Origin of the sequence: Chryseobacterium sp. Leaf405 (assembly GCF_001425355.1) — a bacterium.
Taxonomy (GTDB): Bacteria; Bacteroidota; Bacteroidia; order Flavobacteriales; family Weeksellaceae; genus Chryseobacterium.
The window spans coordinates 368,553-390,981 of sequence record NZ_LMQN01000012.1 but is presented as its reverse complement, the minus strand read 5'-3'; the positions used below and the strand labels follow the sequence as shown (position 1 = coordinate 390,981).

The following is a 22,429-nucleotide window of genomic DNA, read 5'->3' as shown; positions in this document are numbered from 1 at the left end:
AAAAATTCCGCTAAATCTACACTTAACGGAAAATTATTCTCAATTTATTTTTTATTTATAAGAATCATGATATTCATGTTCTGTCTTGAAAATTCTCGTGCTGTCTGTTGGTAAAGGTTCGTTATTTAATAAAATCTGAAAACTTCTGTTATCATCAGCGATTTTGAATTCTACGTTTCCTTTTCCTGCTTTTTTAAAAGCTTCATTTACCCGTTCCCAATTAAAATAAGCTCTTCCGATATATTGTTGATTTATTCCTGTTTCCCAGGTAAAGTTTAATTCTTGCGGAATCGCTCTTTCTTTTACAGAAGCTTTGTCGATCCAGGGACGCAGTAAAATTTCTGTTTCTCCATTATAATAAGTCAGATTCATTTCAAAATTCTTTAATCCTTTATTTTCTGAAGTAATTACTGGTTTCCAGGCATATTTTGTTCGGTAATCTTCCCATTCTTTCGGACTTTTATTCAGAAATCTTTTCTTTTTCATTTCTTCACGAGTAACCGACAGATTTGAAAATAGCTTTTTTTCTAATTCTTTATCATCTTTTACAATCTCAGATTGATATTTTCCCAATTCGATCTGAACAATTCCAAAACGCAACCAGACAACGACCATTCCTTTTGGCGCAAAACCAAAAACCAATGTAGTGAAACTTTCGTAAGGATTCTCTGCACTGCTGTAATGCTGAAACCTTCCCAAATCTTTATACTCTTCAATAGATTTTGTAGAAAGAGAAGCTTCTCCCTGCGCATAAGCCCGTTTCATATAATCTTTGATTTTATCAACAGGAAAATCTGCTTTCAGATGATAAAATGTATCTTCATATCTCGAAAAATAGGTAATATCTGCACCAATGGGAGTTCCATATTGTTCTGTCCAGCCTTTCCCTGACCAGCCCCAGGTTCCGGAAGTACTTCCGTAAGGCAGCGTTGCAACACCGCCTTCCAGTGTCGGAATTTTGTCTATAACCGGAGTGATATCCAAATCATTATGAGGATGACTTATTTCAATATGAAATTCGGGAAGTTTTTCTTCTTTCATTTTCTGACAACTAATATTTTGAGTAAGAAGTATAAAAAAACATACTATTTTAAAGGCTAATTTATCCATTCTGTATATTTCTTTTTCTGTATTGAGCTGCTAATGCTCCTTTCCTTTTCGGTGCATTATCATTAGGCTTTGCATCCAACCCGATCTGATTGGCTTTCACAGACCAATGCAAATATTCTTTTCTTAATTTTTTTAAATCTTCAGGATCGATATGTCCTAAGTAAGACAATGCCTTTATATCTGAAATATATTTGGATGCTGACGGATTTTTTCCTGCTTTATAATCATCAACATACTTATTTCTCAAATCATTGCAGGCGTTCATGTATGTTGCTAACTGACTGTAAATTCCACTTAAAAAAGGATCGGTGATTTTATGATTTTCTTCAATCCTAGTCTCCAAGTATTTTACATCGTTCTCCCTAGAATAATGAAACATCTGGTTCAAGGGAACCTGATCATATTTATTAGACAACTTTCTTGTTCCAACTAATCCGTAATATTGAGAAGCAAAATTCCAAAATCTCCCATACTTGACATCCGACTGTCGAAAATATTTTATTTCCAACTGTTTATCGTCGTACCAGCCTTCTTCTACAACAATTTTTTTAAACTCTTCACATTCTTTATGTGTCTCAAAATTGTGATACGGATCATAAGATTCACATAACAAAACAGAAATTTCCTCATCCCCGTTTCCGTAAGATCCGCCAATATCCGAGTGAACACCGGGAAGGGTAAATTCTAATCCGTATAAGCCGGCGCTGTCGATATTTGTTAAATCAAAATTATCTCTGTATTCATCATCCGCAGCCAATTGCAGGACAAATGAAACTTTTCCACGACCAACAGTATCTAAACCTAACTGTTTGGTATCATTATCAATTCCCCAGCCTCCACGGTGATTCAATCCGTAAGATGCCACCGTATCGTACAGTCCGGCAAACCTGAATTTTATTTGTTTGATATCTAATTCCTTTTCCATCAGGCAAGCCCCGAAGTATCCGTACTGACTGATAAACTGCAATTTGGAACCATCTTTATCATTAATAACTAAAACTCCGTTATCACTATTGTCAGGCGAAAAAACCTGTAGCTTTTTTTCACCTAAAAAAAGAGGCATTGTATTGGCAACGTGCACAAAATGTCTCGCCGCCGCCGCTCCTCTGCTGAAACCAAAAACATTTACTGTAAGATTAATCGTTTTCTTTTGCCCTTTAAATTTTGAGGCAATGGCTTCTGCTCCTTTTTTGCATCCTTTCGCTACTTTTGCAACAACACCGGTGCTTCCCGTTCCCTGGGCAACTCCACCAAGAACACTGTCGCTTTTTCTGTCTTCTGTACCAATTCCTTCAATGTACCAGGAAACCTGATTTTGCGCATTCGCATCTATGGCATCATAGCCTCTTGCTACATTAGTAAACTCATTATTATAACTATCGTCTCCATTACTGCTTGCTTCTTTAAAATCTTTGCCAAGCCGTGTATTGGTTTTGTTATTCTGAGTTCCGTCAAAAAAAAGATTTAAACTAACGTCAATAGTATCAACCGGTTTATCATTAGGATTGATTGTTTCTGCTGTATTGTAACTTACGCCTGTGTCATTTCCTTTCTGTTCCACTGTTTCAGCACTGTTATGGCTGATACCTTCTTTGGCAAAAGTTCTGTTATCACCACCAGTTCTGGTGACGGCTTTGCCTTCTACAAAATATTCGATGCTCATCTTTAGTGATTTTTAGATTTCTCGCCACTATTATTCTGCACTTCTTTTTCTGCGTGATGCTCTACTTTTCCTTCGCTGCTGACTTCCACCCCTTTAAGGCTGGTTAATTTATGTTCCTGCTCGCCATACACTTCCATATCACCTTTTACATAATGACTCATCTTTCCGACAACATTGGTCATGAAATCTGAACCTGTTGTCACATATTTCATTGATCCGATGCTTTCTGTATGATTGACCATAATGGTATCAGATTTATTCATTCCGACATTGGTCGTCATATTTTCGCCGACGTTGATATTCATATTTCGGCAGTTCAGTGTCATTGTTTCGGGAGCGGTGATCGTGATATTGCTTCCTGTTGTATCCAAATGAATTTCGTTTCCGGATTTATCGGTAATAATAATACTTTCATCTTCCGTAAAAATAACTCTGTGACCGCTTCTTGTCTGAATTGATTTCACTCTGTTATCCATTCCGCCGCCAAGACCGATTCCACCGTGGAACATTCCTCCCATCACGAAAGGTCTGTCAGGATGACTGTGAACAAAATTCACCATTACCTGATCACCAACTTCCGGAATTGCCACATATCCTCTATTTTGATTTACCTGATCTGTTCCGCCCGCATCCGGACTCATCATTCTGATAAAATGAGTCGTATCATTTGTTTGCCAGTCAAATCTAACCTGAATTCTTCCTTGACCTTCAGGATCTGCATTGGAAATTACGGTTGCCAGCTGAGGCTCTGCTTTTGGAGTTTTAAATTCCGGTTTTGGCAAAAACCCTGTGTCCGAAGCAATTCCTTCAAAGCTTCCTGTGTAATGACCGATGGTATCTATTTCGTGAGAAACTTCCGTCACCATAATTCTTGTGAAATAAGATGATTCATTGGTATCTAATTTTCTCATTTGAACATCAACAATACATCCCGGATGTAAAAACGGAACCGTTGTATTTCCTGATAAAGAAAATACGTTCACCGCTTCACTTCCTGCCGTACTTTTTTGTGAATATTCAACATCCAGATGCGTGGATGCTTTAATCGGAGCAACCTGTAATGAAGGAGTTTTAAAAATTTTATCATTGTGAGCATATGCAGTTTTTGCCAAATCACTCACATGCTGAATCGGCGTTTCTCCCGATGTTAATTTTTGATTTTTACTGCTGTTGTACCCGTAAAACTGTGGTTTTGTATGAACTGCTTTTAATTCAACTCTAATATCATTGGCACTGCTCCCGTACGTCAGTTTAATTGGTTTATTCTGAGGTGGAAGCTTTCCGAAATGCAGCACTTCACCATCATAATAAAACTGTTCGCCATACGCTTCAGCCATTCTTGCTAAATAATTGTAATGCGTCTCGTCATATTGACTGCTGTAAGTGATCTGAGAATAATCATTCGTATCAACTCTTACATCAAAACGACTTGAATCAAGACCTTGTTTAATCACTTCATTGGCGATAATTCCCATATTCACGGGTGAGGCGCCTCCGAAACTCTGAATGTGAGGGGCTCCATCCAATAAAATGGTTGGGCTGTACCCTATTAAAACAATATTTCCGAGACTCATCTTTTCCTGACTGAAACCTACACCTGTGATCACTCCTACGAAGTTTCTTTCCGGACTGCTTTCAATATCTTTATAGGAAATTACGGCTGTCAGACGTTTTCCAAGAAACTTATTCGCTTCTTCCAGCGTATGAGTCTGGCGGTCACCCAACGCATCGTGAGCCAATGTAACACTGAATTCATGATGACGTTTTGAGCTTTGAGTCAGTTTGAAATGTTTGTAATACTTGATAACTTTTCCTTCAATGACTAAAGAAAGTTTCACGAGCCGGTTGATTCCCGCATGATGATTTTCTGAAACTCCATCGGCATTCTGAGCCGGACGGAATGAAGGGTTTTGCAGTATATTCTGTGATTCTGTTTTCATATTACCTGTGATTTGGATAGGTTAAACATGATCGCTTGGTGTGATTCTTATTTGGTATTGGTTGTGCTTCCTTCTTTTATTGATCTCGAAAGAATTTTAGTCTTTCTTAATAAAAAATCAGGCATCAGATCTGTCGGAAGATACAATGTACTTTCGCCATTCTGTTTCAGTTCTTCTGTAATTTGAGGATTCCAGGAGAGAAGTTTATCTACTTCCACATCCAGTTCATCCGCTATTATATTTATATTAAAACCTGCATTAATATCGGTTTCCGCTAATTGAGAATTATTTTTTCCACTTCCTCCGTTCACGAAGAAAACCGTATTCATTCTTGAAGAATTGTAATTGCTTAAAACACTCTGCAATTCTCCTGTTGCAAAACAGGCATTCAGATATTTCTTAACATGATTAATTGTTTCTGTTGGCAGATATTTAGAAAAAATATGATACTGAGAAGAATTTGCCGCTGCCATTGCCTTAGCAATATTCCCTTCACCACAGTTATAAGCCGCTACTACCGTCACCCAATTATTATACTTTTTATATAATTTAGTCAAAGAAATTGCCGCCGTTTTCGTGCTTTTATAAATATCTGTTCTGTTTTGCTGAGTCAATCCATATTGATTGGCATGAGCCGTCATAAACTGCCAAATTCCCACTGCGCCTGCACCTGAAGTAATATTGCTGTCAAAATGAGATTCTATCAAAGCCAAATTTCTCAGATGTTTTGGTAATCCTTTTTCAGCCAGAGAATATTCAATAAAATTGACAATATCCTTATTGGCATTAATGATACTTTTATATCTTTTAACACTGCTTTCCGAAGTATCAGAAGCCTCAAGAAATTGTGCATTCATTAGGTGCGAACACATCAATAACATCGCTGTTAGAATAATATTTTTGAAATTTGGTGTCATTGTTTTTATTTTTTGCCAAGAAAGTTTATTCTACTTTCCAGCTCAGTTTTTCTTCTTCTGAATTCCAGTCTACATGGATCGTTTGTCCGGATTTTACTTCTTCTCTCACGATCATTTTTGAAATCGGTCTTGCCAACTGAGATCTGATTACTCCCGAAATCTGTCTTGCACCATATTTGCTGCTGAATCCGCCTAATGCTAAGTTTTTCACCGCTTCATCAGAGATTTTCAAGCTCATTCCTAATCTTGTTAAAGAATTATGAAGTGATTTTAACTGGATATTAAAAATTCTTTCCGCAATAGATTCCGTGATCGGTGCGAAAGGAATAATTTCTGTAATTCTTGCCAAAAATTCTGGTCTGAAACGTCCTGAATTCGACATAATTTGCATTAACGATTTTGATTCCGGGATTTGTCCTTCCTCAAACTGTTTTACAATTTCCTCACTTCCGATATTCGAAGTAAATAAAATCAATGCATTGCTGAAATCACCTTCTTTTCCAAGCTTATCATGAACTTTCCCTTCGTCCATAATTTGTAAAAAGACATCAAAAACCGAATGATGCGCTTTTTCAATTTCATCAAATAAAACTACCGTATAAGGCTGTTGTCTGATTTTATTTACCAACATTCCACCTTCCTCATACCCTACGTATCCCGGAGGCGCACCGTATAAAAGTGCTGCAGAATGTTCCTCTTTAAATTCCGACATATCGAAACGTACCATTGCTTTTTCATCGTTGAAAAGCAATTCCGCCATCGATTTTGCCAATTCTGTTTTCCCTGTTCCTGTTGGCCCTAAAAGAAAGAACGAACCAATTGGTTGTCCTGGTTTGTTTAATCCACTTCGGTTTTCAACAATCGCATCAGAAAGAATTTTTAGCGCATGATCCTGACCGACCACTCTGTTGGTTAGAAGAGATTCCATATTCAGTAGTTTCTCTTTTTCCTGAGCCTGAATTTTCCCGATGGGGATATTTGTTTTTGCCGCCATTACTGCCGCCAGTTCCAGACGGTCAACTTTTTCTCTTTTTACGGCTGCGTGCTGTAAAAGTTCGGCGTAAGTTTCTTCAATAATTTTTTGAATTTCTTCGACAGGCATTGAATTTTCAATCTGTGGTTGCTCACTTAAAGAACCCCACAAAATCGGACTGATTTTATCTCTTAATAAGTTATAATTCCAGATTAATTCGTCTGCTTTGTCTTTATCGTCTAAATATTCTTCTTTCAAGATAGATTCGTAGATTTCTTTCCAGCTTTCCAATTCTTTTTCTGAAAGTTCATCCAACATTTTGATGGCTGCCATCGTTCTGTCTAACAAATCGATTGCTGCATCCGGCAATTTTTTTCCTTTTGCATATCTTTTCGCCAAACGAACACATTCGGGAAGGGCTGTTTTTTCAACTTCAATTCCGTGGTGTTTTTTATAGCCGTCCAATAAAACGTCAATCATTTTAACACAGGTTCTTTCATCCGGCTCATTTACCGTTAAGACTTCAAAACGACGATTAAAAGCCTGTTCAGGCTCGATAATTTTTCTATATTCTTCCTGAGTAGTTGCTCCGATTACGGTAATTTCACCTCTTGCCAGTTCAGGTTTAAGCAAATTAGCAACATTTCCAATGCTTCCTTTTGGATCTAAAAGGGTGTGAATTTCATCAATGAAAAGAATTGCTTTTTCAATCTTTTTACATTCATTAATTACTTTTTTTAAACGATCTTCAATTTCTCCTTTATAAGAAGTTCCGGCTAATAAAGCGCCTGTGTCTAATTCCAGCAACGTTCCGTTTTTCAACATTTCAGGAACATTTCCTTTAATAATTTCAGTGGCAAAACCTTCTACCAAAGCAGTTTTTCCAACTCCCGGTTCTCCGATTATGATAACATTGGGCTTAGTTCTTCGGCAAAGAATTTCAACCAACATCCTCAGTTCTTTATCTCTTCCGATGATATTTTCCACCTCTCCTTTTCTTGCCTGAGCCGTTCGGTCCACACAATAACTTTTAATCGAAGGAAAAGATTGATCCGAATAATCTGATCCGTTTGAAAAAATTGAAGAAAAATTATCGTTATCAGCAGTTTCGTACGGGGTATCTTTTCTGTATAAATTAAAAATTTCATGTTCTCTGAGAGGCAGAGATTTAAGCTGTTGCAGAGTAAAAGCAACCTGCGGTTTTACAATTGCCGTCAGGATACAAATTGGCGTAATTTCATCCAATCCCAATTTTAAACGGATATCATCTGCTTCTTCTACAATATTATCCACAAATTCGTCTTCCTTAACCTCATCCGGCAAATGTGTCGTTTTAGGATAATCTTCAATTCGCACATCTGCCCATTCGTAAAAATAGCCTGGATCTTTGTCTATGCTTTTCAGAAATTCGTTAAGACCGATGTCTTTATGCATTAAAGCCTGTAAAATGTGCGGTCCGCCGTAAGTTCCGTTATAGTTTTCTCTCGCAATCGACTGTGCAATGTGAAAAAGTTGTTTTACTGTTTCGTTGGTTACTAGTACTCCCATACTGTATTTTTGTCAAATTAATATTATATCTGGTTTGGTGTGGTTCATCGATTGTGTTTTCGCTAAATTATCAGCAAAAATTAATCCATAATCGATTGAATTTTTATTGTTTACTAAGATATTAGTTTTTTTTTCATAAGAACATACTATCTCATAAAAAAGTGACTTACAAATTTCACTTTAACATTTTTTATCAGATATAATTATAAATGGTAAAAAAAGACCGCCTTTGGAGACAGTCTTTTGGATATGATATTATTTCTGTAGCTGTTTACGTATTTTTTACGTTGAAGGCCAAAGACCAGTGTAAGAAGAATTACCATAATCGATAGTTTCTGCGCTTACCACAAAGCTGATTAACATATTGTTACTATCAATTGCGTCAAAATCCACTTCGTGCTGAACTACATATCCGTTTTCCCATTTCAGAGTAATTAAAGTACCTTCTTCATGAGATTTGTTGAAAGTAATTTCACCAGTTGTAGGTTTGTACTTTCCGTTCAGTAAGCTTTCCAAAATGTCTGATTTTTCAGTAGCTTCTACAGTAAGTTTAATGATTGCGTTGGAAGGATCTGAAGCTACTCTACCGGAAACGTCCGTAGATCTTGATACGCTGTAATTAAGCTTCAGCAATTTCTGACCTTCTCCTCCGTTGAATTTTAAGATTCCTCTTGAGTTTTCTGCCATAATTTGTAAATTTTAATTGTTAATAATATTTTGTGATTCGGTGATTGTTTAACAAATGTACAACGACAGATATTTTTTTAAAAGTGTTTGAATAAAAATTTTATTTTTTGTCGTAATTCTACGATTTGATGTCGTAATTCTACTACAAATGATTTAACATTAATTTAAAATCCTTTTGATAAAAGTGGTTTAGGACAATTCTTTAATTTCGATTACCGAATTCGTTGTAACACCAAATTGAGAAATAGAATGACTGATTTCTATATTATTTACCAATCCTTTTTCTGTATCAAGAATATATTTTCCTTTAAAATTACTATCAGTTTGTGGTTGAGAATTCTGATTAAGAATAATTTCATCAGTATAATTTTCACTATCTACTTTTTGTTGAATTTCTATCTTCATATTTTCTTCACCAATTGATTGCGCGAGATAAAATTTTCCATTAAAAAAAGAATTTCTTACCGAAGCAAAATACGTTTTTATAAAAACATCCTTTTGCATTCTTTCGTTAAAAAGATCTTTGTTGAGAACGGCAAAACTGAATTCATTAATATAAATAGCAGCATACTTATCCGGAAATAAATCTGTAAGCTTCGCTTTTATTTTTTCAAAATTATCAATCGTTTCCTGACTTAAACTCACGTAAATAACTTCTCCTTTTTCATTAGTCTTTACTACGATCGGATTCAGAGAACGAATACACTCTGATGCGAGATCTGCCATCATACTTCCCTGCTGGTCAGAAAAATTATTTTTAAAAAGATGAAAAATGTGAAAGTTATTCTCTTTTTCTATCCATTTTACGGAAACTGTGTAAGTAAGAATATTAGTTTTTTTATCATTATCTCTTTCTTCAGTCTGAATATTCTTTACTGAAAATATTTTACTGAAATTTTCAGGTTTGAAAGGTAAAACAGGATTTAATTTAGGATTTTTAAAGGGCGCATCGTTCTTACTGTTGTATTCTTTAATTTTATTAAGATCCGGAATTAAAAGTTTTTTTCTAGGAATTAATTCATCGTAAATAAAATCTTCCTTTGCACAATGGGTATTGTGAAATTCTTTAAGGTACTTCGGATTTTCGAGATTAATTTCTTCAGATATGCTCTCCAGCGTTTCTCCGGAAAGGATAAAGTGAACGATCATATTTTTATTTTTTGGCTAAACCTAATTTAAACCAAAATTTTTACTCTACAAAATAGTCTTTGCTTTAAATCTACCAAAAAAGCTTACATTAATATGTAAGCTTTTCAGTTTTATTTTTCCTTTGTAAATTCAAGATATTTATCGCCACACTGACTAAAATGTTCATACTCATTCATTGAATTTCCGTAATTCTGCACGATAATTTTATCGCCCTGATACAAACCGGCAATCTCTCCCATCGCAATCGTTGTTCCGTCATTAACACCATCCCCATCCATTGAAGCACCGCCTGTAGCAATGATTTTTGTTTTATCATAAATAACAAAAGTCGGTTTGTCATTTACATTTTTAATCTCAATTGAAAATCTTCCTCCATCACAGGTATTGGCAATATATTTTCCCTCAATTGAAACTTTTTCCGGAGATATTTCGGTTGTTTTTTCAAGCGTATCATCATTCTCATCAGAGTTTGTTTTGACTTTATTTACACTGTCTGATTTAACAGCCTCAACAGCAACCGTAGAATCTGTCTTGCTTTTTGTAGACTTTACTTTATCATTTTTACACGCAATTATGGAAAGTCCTGCCAAAAGACAAAGACTGATACAAGTTTTTCTCATAAAGTTTTCACTTTTTATGTGATAGGTTCAACAATTGGAAACCAATTTATAAATTAAAAATAATATAAATTTTCTTCAAAAAGTATTTTTCTATTAAAATTAATTTTCATTATAAATAAACTGAAAAAGAGACTATACTTTACAATATAATCTCTTCAAATTTTTTAGACTAAAATATTTCTAAAATCAGCTTCCTTTCTTTAATAAATATTTATCATTCGGAGGATTAAGTAAATAAATTGTATTTCCCATCAGGTAATATTTTCCTTCGATTTTAGCGATAATGTATTCAATTGTATCATCAGATTTTGATTTTATGACCAATTTATCTGCAGAAACAGATTCAATAAACAGATCTGAAACAGAATTATTTTCATCATTAATCTTTTCAGTGATTGAAACTTTATCTCTACTTATCACTTTTACTTCATAGTTTACTTTGTAATCTCCGTCGGTTCTTGAAATTTCAAAATTTGCTGAATAATTCCCCTGCCACTGAGAAAAATTATCGTTTTGCGTTGTAACAGAAGCTGTAGTTTTTGTTTCAGATTTCAGATTTTGAGTACCAAAGGCAAAGTGATCTTCCAAACCTACATTTTCTTCTGACAATAATGCTACAGGGATTGGACATTCAATTATTTTAGTAGTTATTGGAAGCGGTTTTAATTTTAAACCCTTACCTAATTCAATATTTTTATTGATTTTGAAATAGGATGTCTTCTGATCAAAAGTTCCCAAAGAGATTCCTCTTTTACTGTTTTCAAACAAAACATTCAAAGAATACATTCCATCCAAAGGAACCTTCAGTGTATCTTTCAGAATATCATTATTGTCAAAAAAGAGAAGATAATTGGATTTTTTACCAGCTTTATCCTGCAGAACAATATTTTTAACAGCATAGTCTTCGGATGCTCCTCCTGAATAATCAGGTTCAAAATAAGTGTAACCGTCCACCGCAAAAAGATTATCTAAGTTTTTTGAGCTGTAAAAATCGCCTTTGATATGACTTTTATCAATCGTAAATTTTGTGTTGATCAAATCCTGTGACTGATATTTTTTACATCCGATAAAAACAACCAAAAAAAGCTGTAGTAATAATAATCTTTTAGAATAATTCTTCATATATATTTCTTATTTCTTGTGTATATGTTTAGTCTTCGCTGTATCATCCTGATCTTTGGTATCATAAGAATTCAGCTTTACAAATCTTGCAGGATTGGTTCTTACCGATTCCCCTTTTCCATAAGCATCAAGAACTGTTGCGACTTCCAAATGTAAATGCGGCGCCCTTCCGCCACTTGCAATAGATCCTGAAACTCCAGCATATCCGAGAACAGTTCCCGCATCGACTTCTTTCTTAGCTTTTGCATCCGCTTCAGTCACAGAAACACTTTGTAAATGCATGTAGATGAAATACACCTCATCCGTTTCTTTTATGTTAATTCCTTTTAATTCGTCCGTAAACTGAGTTTTATAACCCACTTTTTTCTCCTGAGCCAGTAAATCTTTCACATTCTGAATTTTCACTCTTACAATCCAGCCAGCCGTTGCAGAATATTTTACCTGATGAATATTTCCTTTCAATGTTGCGTATACTTTATCTTTTCCGGGAATCGCAAAAAAGTCAAAACCTGAATGGTATTTTTTTGTTCCGTCGGAATTTCTTCTGCACCATCCGTATGTTCCGCTAGCAGGCTTCACATTTCCTCCGTAATTATACTTCGTCAACCTTGGATTATCAACAGGATCATGCCATTTTCCTGTTTGTTTTTCCACTTTTGCAGGTTCCGCTGATTTTTGGCAGGAAAAAGCGGACTCTGCATTTGCTTCTCCTTTATCATACCATTTTTGTATTTCCGCAGCAATCTCCCAGACATAGGTTCTTCCGTTTTCATTTTTTCCTTCTTTAAAAAAAGCAGGATTCTGTTCATATGCTCTTTGTCTTACCCATTTTGTATTTTTGATAACTTCACCTTTTTTATTATAATCCAATTCTAAGTTTTTATCAAAAACCACATGATTTTTTTGGTCACCTTTTCCACAATCCACGGGCATTAAAATAGCTAAATAAAAATCAGCCAATGTATTTAGTTTTCCTTTAAAAGGTTCCAGATAATATTCAACATAAGTAAGCTGTTCAAGCTTTGTCATATTTTTTAAATTACCATTCTTTCCAGCTGTTACATTGGTTCCTTTTCTTCTGTTGATATCCGCAGCTGCCGTGGTTCCAATCTGTATCAAACCTGTATATCCTAAACTGTTTACGACTGCGGGATTAAAGGTTCCACCTGTTTCTAAAGCCATAGCCGATGTAAGATAATCTGGTTTACATCCTAATCTGTTGGAGATTTCAATAATTTTCTTCCGTTCCTGACAGGTAAAATGCTTTCCCCAATATAATTTAGTTTCCTTACATATACAAGTTGTTTTACTTTCTCCGTTTACTACACTCGTCGTCTTACCTTCAGGTTTCTTTGCCGCAGGTTTCTGTCCCGGTTTTACCGTTCCTTTAGATTCTCCCCAATCCCAAAGCTGCCCGAACCATTCCGAAGCCTGCTCCATAATCCCTTTTTCTTCCTTTTTAGACTGAGGTTTTTGAGCAGCTGGCGATCCCACTGCTTTTGGAGGAGTTTTCGGAGCAGCAGGAGTACTGCTTTTAGGAGTAGTTGGAGATTTAGGTTGCTGAACGGGTGGTTTATAATCAGGATTTTTTGCCTCAACATTATTGGTAGCGTGCTTTTTATTCTGATAATATTCTACAGTGACGTAAAATTCAAGCTCTTTCGGATCTCTTTCGCCTTGAGATGCTTTTTGCATTAAGGCTTTTGTTAACATAAATTCAGCGGTTGCCGTTCCTGTTTTATCTACCGTCCCTTCTTTTTTATCAACAAATAAATTCTTCGCATGATGACCGTCGCCTTTTTCATCATCTTCCCAAAGCGTGAATATCAATTTTTCGTTCGTGAGATTCACACATTGAGCTTTAGCCAAAAGTTTATCTTTATAACTAAAAACTGAACCTTTGGATTCATCTACATAAAGCAATTCAACTTTATTTATTTTCGGAACTTCTGCCGGCTGAGGTGTAATATCGATTACAGTTGTTCCTTTTCCTTCAGGCTCATGAAGATAAGCTTCCAGACGGTATTTATTCTTCGCAGCCACTTCTCCGAATGTAAAGCTTCCGTCTCCTACTTTCTTAATATTTGTTGTTGTAAAACTTCCGTCTGAGCGTTTTTTAAATAATTCCCACGTCACCATTGCCGGATTCTGCTCTTGTTCCGGAGTTCCGGGATACCAATCGGTAATAGTATACAAGGTCTTTTCCCCAACTTTTGGAGATAGATTTCCTGAAATTTTTGAAACTCCTTTTTTCGACATAGCAAAAGTGTTTAAGAATTAATAAGCATCTATTTCACTTTCCAGAACTGTCTCTTTGAAGTCCTGCATTTTCACCAACGGATTGATATGCTGTATGGTATTGTTGTCGGCATTTTTTACATTTTTCTTGCTCATTTCGCCACGCTGCCCATGATCTTTAACGGTAATTTTCCCACCAATCACGCATTGCAGTTCAGAAAGTTCGGTTACAATCTTTTTTCCCATGATAGTTACTTTATCATACGTTTTCTGCCATTTTCCGGCTGGAGCATAAGAACATGGCAAATATCCTCCCGAAGTCGGCTTCAGTTTACATTGCCCGAAACTTGGTCCCGGAGGAGTAAATTGAAGATCATCTTCGGTAACACCAAGAAAGTCTGAATTTCCATCAGAATCATTCCAAAAATGCTTCTGATGTGAGGTTACTTTATATTGCGGAAACTGATTACCTTGATTGCACTCGGCTTTACCTTTCTGTACAACAAAGTATTTGCCGTCATGAGGTGATGATTGCTGTGACATAATAATGTGATTTGGGTAATACCAAAGATAAAAAATTTACTTTAAAAAATGAAAGAAGCAGAAATAAATTTCTGCTTTTCTGTATTATAAGTTATTAATGTTTAGTATATTCCGGTTCATCAACGGGTAACATAGTTGGCATGAAGTACTCATTCAGCCAGTAAAAAGTCTGACCGTTCTGCTGAATTTTCACCGCAGGATCATTTCTATGAGACAACATTCTTTCTGTAAGAAGTTTGTAATGCTTGAAGTATGATTTTACCGTTTCATTTGTAACAATCTTTGATTTTTTCCATCCTCTCAGCATATATTTTGACATTAATTCTTCTTCAGAATTATCAAAACCTGTACTGATTCCTACTGCGTAAGACATTGGCTGTTTGTAAAGTTCACCTTTATCCATGAATTGTATCGTCGGATTGTATTTTTTCAGCAATCTCACATATTCTTTAACTGCTCTTGACTGACTGAAATCAGCTCTTTCTGCTCCCGTATTTTTATAAACTTCAGTATAAAATAATTTTAAATTATCATATTCACTTTCAGAAATCAAAATACCTTTTTCAAGTCCCGGTTTGTAATCTTTCAGTTCTTTTGGAATATAACCTTTCACCAAAAACGGATTCCCGTAGTTGATCAACTGAGCTGCAATTCCTGCCGGAACAGGATTTGTCAATCCCGGATACAAATATTTATATTTAAAATCAACATTTGTTTTTCCCGCTCCAACTGATGAATGGAAATAATCGTTCAATGATTTATCTAACGTTTCATTATCTAAAGTAACCTGCGCAATTAAACTGTCGACAGATTTTTTAAGATAACCCGGAGTCGCAATATCTCCTTTTTTAGGGAAGATAACGAACCCCTGAGACATACTTTGTTTAGGATAATCTAAAGAGAAAAAACCTGCATCACCTTCAATCAGACTGAAATTATTTTTCGTTAAAACATCATTCTGGTTGATAATTTTCTGTTTCTTCAGTTCAGCAATATTTTTAGCAGTATTGGTTACCACATTTTCAGCCATTAATACAAAATCATTATAAGTATCTGCTGATCTTGCACTGGTCTGGAACATAATCATTCTTGCCTGAGCCTGCGTCAGAGAATTGATTACTCCGTACATATTCCCGCTTTGGTTGGCAGAAGTTCCTACCGTTACAACAATATTTGTTTCATCAGGAACATTAGACAAAAGATTTCCGGCAGCTATCAAACCTTCGTTTACTGGCTGATAACCGATGTTGCTAGGGCAATTCATTTCATTTGTTTTCTGTTCGATGAATGTTGTTATTTTACTATAATCTGTGCTTAAGTTAGAAACAGCAACGTTGTCTCCACAAGAATTATTTTTATATAAAACCACTCCGTATTTCACCTGATTGAAATAAGAAGGCTTTTCGAATCTAAGCTGTAAATCCTGAAGCAAAGATTTTACAATTGGAGCATACGGTGCATTCGGCGCACTGATATCCAATGTAAAAACGATATTAATTTTTTTATTTCTTTCGGTAATTTCTCTGTAACGCTCGAAATTAATCTGCTCCCCTAAAACATTATAAACAAAATTATTACTGTAATCTAAAACATTTGTAAAATATTTCGTTTTTGAATCCGGAGTCGGAGCTTCGTTTAACGCTAAGTTTACCGGAAAAATATTTTCAAGCGGCGTTCTTTTATCAACATCAGTCATAAGAATCGCTGTTCTGTTTTCCGTTTCGTTTCCACCAGGATAGCCTTCATGAACTCCCAAAGTGGTTTCTTTTACACCTGTTGTATTTTTCATTTTCACAGCGGAACGTTCTCCCCAAGCCGAAATCACATTGGAACTTACCCAACCGTACAAACCGGTACTAATACTGTCCATATCAACTGTAGGTTTTTTCCCGACCAAAAATCTTTTGTTATTTTCTGCCTGTTTGTAAACGTAAACGATTTGTCCGTTTGGAATTTTAACATTGGCCTGTTCGATAAGACTTGGCGAATTAAACACCATAATCGAATCATTTTTATAATATCTTTCCGAACTTCTAATTACTTCGCTGTTGCTTGGTACAACTGCCACTCTTACAGGGAAACCTGTTTTTTCGTTTTTCAGCGAATTATTCCAAAGAAGAAGATCAGATTCAGGAATCCAACCATAAGTTTTGATTTGTTTGGAAGAAACTTTTTTCATTAAAGCATCTGGAATATATTCCGCTACTTTTACCATTCCGTCTCTGTTTTTCAACACCATTAAAGGCTCTAAAAATTTAACTTCTTTATATGATTTTTCATCATTTTTATCTAAATAAGCCGTATTTCTGGATCGGTCTGAAATAGCAATCCACGGAACCGATTTCTTGGGAAAACCATTCACGACCGTTGAATTATCAACCTGTCCGTATTGAGAAGGTTCCGGAGTTCTTTTCGACGGCAATTTTACCTGGCAACTCACCAGTAAAACCGAAACTCCTACGTAATATGCTGCTAGAGGAAATTTATTTTTCATCCTATTTTATTTAATGATTGGGTGCGCTCAAAAATTCTGAACGAGAGATTATTTACTTTGGTTTATATCAACTTTGGTCACGCAGTTTTGGGTATCGTCAAAATTTACTTTTACGGTCTGAATGATGGTATTTTTATCAAACTGAAGTCCTGCGCAGTACATGTAAAAATTATTTACTTTGCTGTCGCTTACTTTTACGACTGTATTTTCGTTGTTACACAAATACGTTTTCAACAAATAATTGTAATGTGAATTGAAACTGCTTCCGTTGGCGATTTGCTGTAAATGATATTTAAAATCATTGTCAATTTTAGCATAAGAATCTTCTACACTTACTTCTTCCTGCAATGCATCGTAATAAGGAAGAATTTTAATTTGATGTAAAATAGGTTCTTCACTGTCGTTTGTGTAAAGCGTTACGATATAATCTCCCGGTTTTTTGTAGGAATAAAATGTCATTTTATCTTTAGAATCGATATTTCCTGTCTCGCCGAATTTCCAGGTAAATTGTGTGGCATCTGAAACTGCACGGAACTGTACGTTTTCAAACTGCATTGCCTGGCTGTTTGCCTCGATTCTGGCTTTTACTTTCATTGTATCTTTTGGCTTCGGAAGGCTTCTTGCGGAAACCATTACCGGAAAAGATTTAGAATATTTATTATCAATAATCAAAGTTACCGAGTAATATCCTGGTTTGTTGTAAAAGTGAATTCCGTTGCTTTTATCGGAAATTGTACCGTCTCCGAAATTCCATCTTTTTGTTTTTGCAAACTGCGTTTTGTCTTCAAAAACAACCGTATCTCCTACAGCGACAGAGGATGGATAGACAACTCCGACAATATCATCGGCAGAGTGTATCACCTTCTTCTGCAGCCATAATGCAACCAGTGCTGCTATGAGCAGGGTCGCAATAACACCGATAATAATGTTTTTTTTGTTTTTCTGAAAGTAATTCATAGTTAATAAGTGTGTGATGTGTGTTTTATGTGTGATTCTTCCTTAGTTGAATATCATTATTACTGCGTCCTTGATTTTAAAGCCGTCTCCCGCTGGAAAAGCTGGTTTGTCTTTTCTTTGAAGCCAATGGAGCATTCATCGAACTGTTTTTCGAAACTTTTTATATTCTCGGTTTTACTGGAGATCACTTTTTTGTCGTCAAAGTACATTTTGTAGAATTTTGCAATCTGTGGATAAGCATCTTTCCTGATATCCATAATCGTACCGTTTCCGTTATTGAAATAATTGGCAATATCATTAATTCCGTACATGATATTATTTTCCACAAAAGGCTGCGGCGCTTCGGCTGTCAGCTTATTGATCATAGAAAATGTACTGTCTAATGTTTTATAAGAATATTTCTGCTGCTGATCGAATTTCGCTTTTTCGTCAAGATTACGAACAGAAATGATGTCTTCATCCGAAAATGGAGATTCAAAACCTTTTAAAAAGATAATTCCTAAAAAAAGAAGTGCTACGAAAAGCATTAAAATCAAATATAAAAACTGATAATGCCTTTCTTTTTTCGATAGTGTAATTTGTCCCTGCATAGTTTCTGTTTTTATCTTCTGCGTCTGCCACCAGTAAAGTTCCTTGTAGGATCTGTACGCAATTCTTTATTTACAATTCCTATTTTACCCTTACATTCGCTCAGATCACGCAAAGCAACCTGTTCTTTGTAAGAAACATCGATAATCTGGTTTTTTAAAGCTAACATAGGCTCGATTTGCTTCATCAGTATCGAATAATGTTTGAAATTATCCGCACTGTCTTTTCCCATGATGTTTTTGGCATCACGTACATTATCCATAATGTAGTTTCTGAGAAAATTGTCGTTGGCAACTTTGTTGATGTCAAGCTGATCCATTCGATAAAGAATACTGTCGACATGTGTTTTGAGCAGATCGCTGCGGGTAAGAAGCTCGCGGTAATCGTCTGCCTGTTTTTTGATTCCTTCTCTCTGAAGATCGTAACTCTTAAAAAAGAAGAACACACAGATGAAAGAAACACCTGATAATGCGACAAAAGACAGAACAAATTTCCAAATGCCCAGCCTGACGTCTGACTTATTTAATTTTTTCTCCCTGTTTGAAGACATAAGATTGTAATTTGTTTGGTCTGTGAAATTATAAAAAAATAATTTATGCACAAAATTTATGTTTTCTAATGAAAAAAAACTATTGTCTTAATTAAATTAAGATTAATTTTCACTCTCGTAAGATTTTGCTAATTTAGACACCGGAATTTTAAGTATCAATCACCAAATCGATATTAAATTGAGTAAATTATTAACTAACACTGTGCGTTTTTCTATAGCAGACAGCGATTTTTATTTTAAAAAAATAATGATCAAGACGCTTATGGAAAATCCGTTTTATATGCTTCTTAATGACTGCAACAACGGTCATGAGCTTATCAGCAGGAATTACAGGAGGCAGGAAGATGTGTTTATTGTAGAGCTTTTCATGCCCGTATTAAGCGGAATGGAAGCTATAAAATATATAAGAAAAAGCAATATAGACACGCCGATCATCACCTATTCCGGAACCTATCAGGAAGATATGGCTGAAATTCTTTCTAAAATCCCGAATATTCTTTATTGTGAGAAAAAAAGCTCTGTCATTAAAGATATTATTAAAGGAAAAATAACCTCAGACAGCTTTGATTACGAAAAATATTCTAAAGAATGGGAGCAGCAACCATTAGCCGTACAGGAATATATGGACAGGCAAAAAAAGAGCCAGGAAGAACTTTCTTCTACGGAAATACAGCTCATGAAATTCTGCTACGAAGGCTTTAGCAATAAGGAAATCGGCGAGAAACTGAATCTCAGCACCAGAACGATTGACACATACATCAACCGCCTTACAGAAAAGCTGGGACTGAAGACAAAACTCCACCTCATCCGCTTCTGTGTAGAGAACGGATATTACAATTCGAGTATGTAATGGTGAGTTAAAAAAACATTCACACAGACTAAACATTAAATTCTCAACTATTTATCAAAAAAATATTTTATCACTAATTTGCTAATATTCAATTTTTTTAACTAAATTTGCACACCTAAAATTTAAAATTAAATAAGGAAATGACAAAGGCAGAATTGGTAAACACCATCTCAAATAAGTTGGGAACCGAAAAGAATGAAACACAGAAAGTTGTAGAGGCTTTTATGCAGGAAATCAGGACTTCTATGTATAATGGAGATAACGTTTATCTAAGAGGATTTGGATCTTTCATCATTAAAACAAGAGCAGCTAAAACGGGAAGAAACATCTCTAAGAACACTGCAATTGAAATCCCTGCTCATAACATTCCTGCTTTCAAACCATCAAAATCTTTTGTTGAGAAAGTAAAAACGAAAGTTACAGTAAAATAAAACATTAACTGAATATTAACTAGTTACTAAAAAATTATAATTATGCCAAGCGGAAAGAAAAGAAAAAGACACAAGGTTGCAACACACAAGAGAAAGAAAAGAAGAAGAGCGAACAGACACAAGAAAAAATAATCTCTTTTTCTCGAGATTTATAATATAAAAATATAGTTGGTGATTTTAAATTTTAAAACTTCACCGACTATATTTTGTTTTACAACCATTAAGATTCAGGAGAAATAAACAATAATATATTATTTTAAAGAATTATATGATTTTTTCAATTATAATTTCTATTTTAATGAATTAATTACATAATGAAAACCATGTTTATTTCTATGATCTTAACAATTTTTATCTTACAACAAAATGAAGAAAGAACTAATCGTTTCGCATGAAGATGATCTTACAAAGATTGCACTGCTGGAAGACGGAAGACTATGTGAACTTCATGAGCAAGAGGACAAAAGCGATTTTATAGTTGGAGATTTGTTCGTTGGAAAAGTAAAAAAACTGGCACCCAACCTGAATGCCGCATTCGTAAATATCGGATATGATAAGGATGCTTTCCTGCATTATCAGGATCTTGGGCCACAATATCTTACTTACAGAAAGTTTCTAAAAGATACTATTTCCAAAAAACAGAGCTCTTCAAGCTTAAAAAATTTCGAGATACAGCCCGAAATAGATAAAAACGGAACCGTAGACAAGGTAATCGCAAAAGATGATCTTGTTTTATTACAAATTACCAAAGAGCCGATCTCTACAAAAGGACCGAGAATTTCTACTCAGGTTTCTCTTACAGGGCGTTTTTTGGTACTGATACCTTTCGACAATAAAGTTTCGATTTCCAAAAAGATCAGCAGTTCTGAGGAAAAAGAACGATTGAGAACACTCATCGAAAGTATTAAACCTGAAGGATTCGGAGTGATTATCAGAACCGTAGCCGAGGGTAAAAAAGTAGCAGACCTACACAATGACATGAATCAACTGATTCAGAAATGGGAAACTACTTTTAAAAATATACAGAAAAATAAAGTTCCGTCAAGAGTTTTAAGCGAAGATGATAAAGCTTCAGCTATTTTAAGAGACAATTTCAATCAGGATTTCGTGAGCATTACCTGCGACGACGAACAAATGGTTGAAGAAATGAAAATCTATCTGGATGTAATCGCTCCGGAAAGAAAAAATATTGTCCATTTTTACAATTCTCATATTCCTCTTCTGGAATATTATAATGTTGAAAAACAGCTCAAACAGAGTTTTGGAAAACACGTAAACATTCCAAGCTCCAAAGGTGCTTATCTGGTGATAGAACACACCGAGGCACTTCACGTAGTAGATGTAAACTCCGGAAATAATATCACAACCGGAAACGCTGCCAATAAAGAACACGCACTGAATGTGAACAAAATGGCAGCTACCGAGATTGCAAGACAATTGCGTCTCCGTGATATGGGTGGAATTATTGTGATCGATTTTATCGATATGCCAAACCCCGAACACAGAAGAGATCTGTACGAACACCTGAAGGAAGAAATGAGTCGTGATAAAGCGCGCCATAAGATCCTTCCTCCGAGCAAATTTGGTTTAATACAAATTACCAGACAAAGAAACCGCCCGGAAAAACAGATCGAAACAAAAGAAGAAAATCCGAACAAAGACGGAGAAATCATAGCTCCTATTGTTATTGTGGAAAGAATGGAGGAAACCATCAGAAATACCATACAGAAGGAGAAAGGAAAACTTTACCTCCATGTACATCCATTCGTGGAAGCTTACCTTACGAAAGGTATTAAAAGCATCCAGATGAAATGGTTTATGAAGTATAAAAAATGGGTAACCATCATTCCAAGAGATTCTTTCAAGTATCTTGAATATAAAATTTATAATTCTAACAAAGAAGAACTGGAAGGATACTCTAATTAATACAAAATTCAAAATCTCCGTATATTATGCGGAGATTTTTTGTTTCCAATTAAAATTTTATTCAAAATTTTTTACCATTAATTAACATTATCGGTTCTTCTTTTCTTCAAAATATATTGCTAA

18 protein-coding genes are annotated in these 22,429 nt (G+C 35.2%); 3 read left to right on the top strand and 15 right to left on the bottom strand.

All coding sequences use genetic code 11. The features are described 5' to 3' along the window. Window positions 1-51: 51 nt before the first annotated feature. From ASG22_RS07980 to tssO, 15 genes are all read right to left on the bottom strand, one after another. Entirely contained in the window at window positions 52-1,041 is a 990-nt protein-coding gene (locus tag ASG22_RS07980; RefSeq protein WP_238586875.1) for a DUF2931 family protein, read from the bottom strand. A 61-nt stretch (window positions 1,042-1,102) separates the two neighbouring features. Further along, on the bottom strand, window positions 1,103-2,773 hold the full coding sequence (locus ASG22_RS07975) for a T6SS phospholipase effector Tle1-like catalytic domain-containing protein (protein ID WP_055982829.1): 1,671 nt from the start codon (window positions 2,771-2,773) through the stop codon (window positions 1,103-1,105). Window positions 2,774-2,775: 2 nt separating this feature from the next. Next, window positions 2,776-4,713 carry a type VI secretion system Vgr family protein gene (locus tag ASG22_RS07970; protein ID WP_055982827.1) on the bottom strand — a complete coding sequence of 646 codons (1,938 nt, stop codon included), beginning with the start codon at window positions 4,711-4,713 and terminating at the stop codon, window positions 2,776-2,778. 47 nt (window positions 4,714-4,760) lie between these two features. Next, window positions 4,761-5,630, bottom strand: a complete 870-nt coding sequence (locus ASG22_RS07965) for a lytic transglycosylase domain-containing protein (protein ID WP_055982826.1) — start codon at window positions 5,628-5,630, stop codon at window positions 4,761-4,763. A 25-nt stretch (window positions 5,631-5,655) separates the two neighbouring features. Continuing rightward, complete coding sequence (locus tag ASG22_RS07960) at window positions 5,656-8,151, bottom strand: ATP-dependent Clp protease ATP-binding subunit (protein WP_055982824.1); 2,496 nt, start codon at window positions 8,149-8,151, stop codon at window positions 5,656-5,658. 282 nt (window positions 8,152-8,433) lie between these two features. After that, window positions 8,434-8,838 (bottom strand): type VI secretion system tube protein TssD, encoded by a 405-nt coding sequence (gene tssD / locus ASG22_RS07955; protein ID WP_082504969.1) that lies wholly within the window; start codon window positions 8,836-8,838, stop codon window positions 8,434-8,436. Between the two features lie 189 nt (window positions 8,839-9,027). Next, the gene (locus ASG22_RS07950; RefSeq protein ID WP_055982820.1) at window positions 9,028-9,987 is read right to left on the bottom strand and encodes a hypothetical protein; all 960 of its coding nucleotides are present in this window, start codon (window positions 9,985-9,987) and stop codon (window positions 9,028-9,030) included. A 110-nt stretch (window positions 9,988-10,097) separates the two neighbouring features. Beyond that, entirely contained in the window at window positions 10,098-10,607 is a 510-nt protein-coding gene (locus ASG22_RS07945; protein ID WP_055982818.1) for a hypothetical protein, read from the bottom strand. A gap of 186 nt (window positions 10,608-10,793) precedes the next feature. After that, window positions 10,794-11,729 (bottom strand): hypothetical protein, encoded by a 936-nt coding sequence (locus ASG22_RS07940; protein ID WP_055982817.1) that lies wholly within the window; start codon window positions 11,727-11,729, stop codon window positions 10,794-10,796. A gap of 9 nt (window positions 11,730-11,738) precedes the next feature. Next, window positions 11,739-13,988 (bottom strand): peptidoglycan DD-metalloendopeptidase family protein, encoded by a 2,250-nt coding sequence (locus tag ASG22_RS07935; protein ID WP_055982815.1) that lies wholly within the window; start codon window positions 13,986-13,988, stop codon window positions 11,739-11,741. Window positions 13,989-14,006: 18 nt separating this feature from the next. Beyond that, complete coding sequence (locus tag ASG22_RS07930) at window positions 14,007-14,510, bottom strand: DUF4280 domain-containing protein (RefSeq protein ID WP_055982813.1); 504 nt, start codon at window positions 14,508-14,510, stop codon at window positions 14,007-14,009. A 94-nt stretch (window positions 14,511-14,604) separates the two neighbouring features. Then, window positions 14,605-17,004, bottom strand: coding sequence for a type VI secretion system protein TssR domain-containing protein (gene tssR, locus ASG22_RS07925; protein ID WP_055982811.1), 2,400 nt, complete (start codon window positions 17,002-17,004; stop codon window positions 14,605-14,607). Window positions 17,005-17,052: 48 nt separating this feature from the next. After that, on the bottom strand, window positions 17,053-17,961 hold the full coding sequence (locus ASG22_RS07920) for a PKD domain-containing protein (protein WP_055982809.1): 909 nt from the start codon (window positions 17,959-17,961) through the stop codon (window positions 17,053-17,055). A gap of 59 nt (window positions 17,962-18,020) precedes the next feature. Beyond that, a complete protein-coding gene (locus ASG22_RS07915; RefSeq protein WP_055982808.1) occupies window positions 18,021-18,551 on the bottom strand; it encodes a type VI secretion system transmembrane protein TssO in 531 nt (176 codons plus the stop codon). Between the two features lie 11 nt (window positions 18,552-18,562). Beyond that, window positions 18,563-19,099 (bottom strand): type VI secretion system TssO, encoded by a 537-nt coding sequence (gene tssO, locus ASG22_RS07910; protein ID WP_055982805.1) that lies wholly within the window; start codon window positions 19,097-19,099, stop codon window positions 18,563-18,565. Window positions 19,100-19,346: 247 nt separating this feature from the next. Here tssO and ASG22_RS07905 point away from each other — a divergent pair, with 247 nt between their 5' ends. The 3 genes from ASG22_RS07905 (at window position 19,347) to ASG22_RS07895 (ending at window position 22,306) form a co-directional block, all read left to right on the top strand. Continuing rightward, window positions 19,347-19,949 (top strand): response regulator transcription factor, encoded by a 603-nt coding sequence (locus ASG22_RS07905; RefSeq protein ID WP_238586874.1) that lies wholly within the window; start codon window positions 19,347-19,349, stop codon window positions 19,947-19,949. 140 nt (window positions 19,950-20,089) lie between these two features. Beyond that, a complete protein-coding gene (locus tag ASG22_RS07900) occupies window positions 20,090-20,380 on the top strand; it encodes an HU family DNA-binding protein (protein WP_027388329.1) in 291 nt (96 codons plus the stop codon). 366 nt (window positions 20,381-20,746) lie between these two features. Further along, window positions 20,747-22,306 (top strand): Rne/Rng family ribonuclease, encoded by a 1,560-nt coding sequence (locus ASG22_RS07895; protein WP_055982801.1) that lies wholly within the window; start codon window positions 20,747-20,749, stop codon window positions 22,304-22,306. Window positions 22,307-22,429 lie beyond the last annotated feature (123 nt).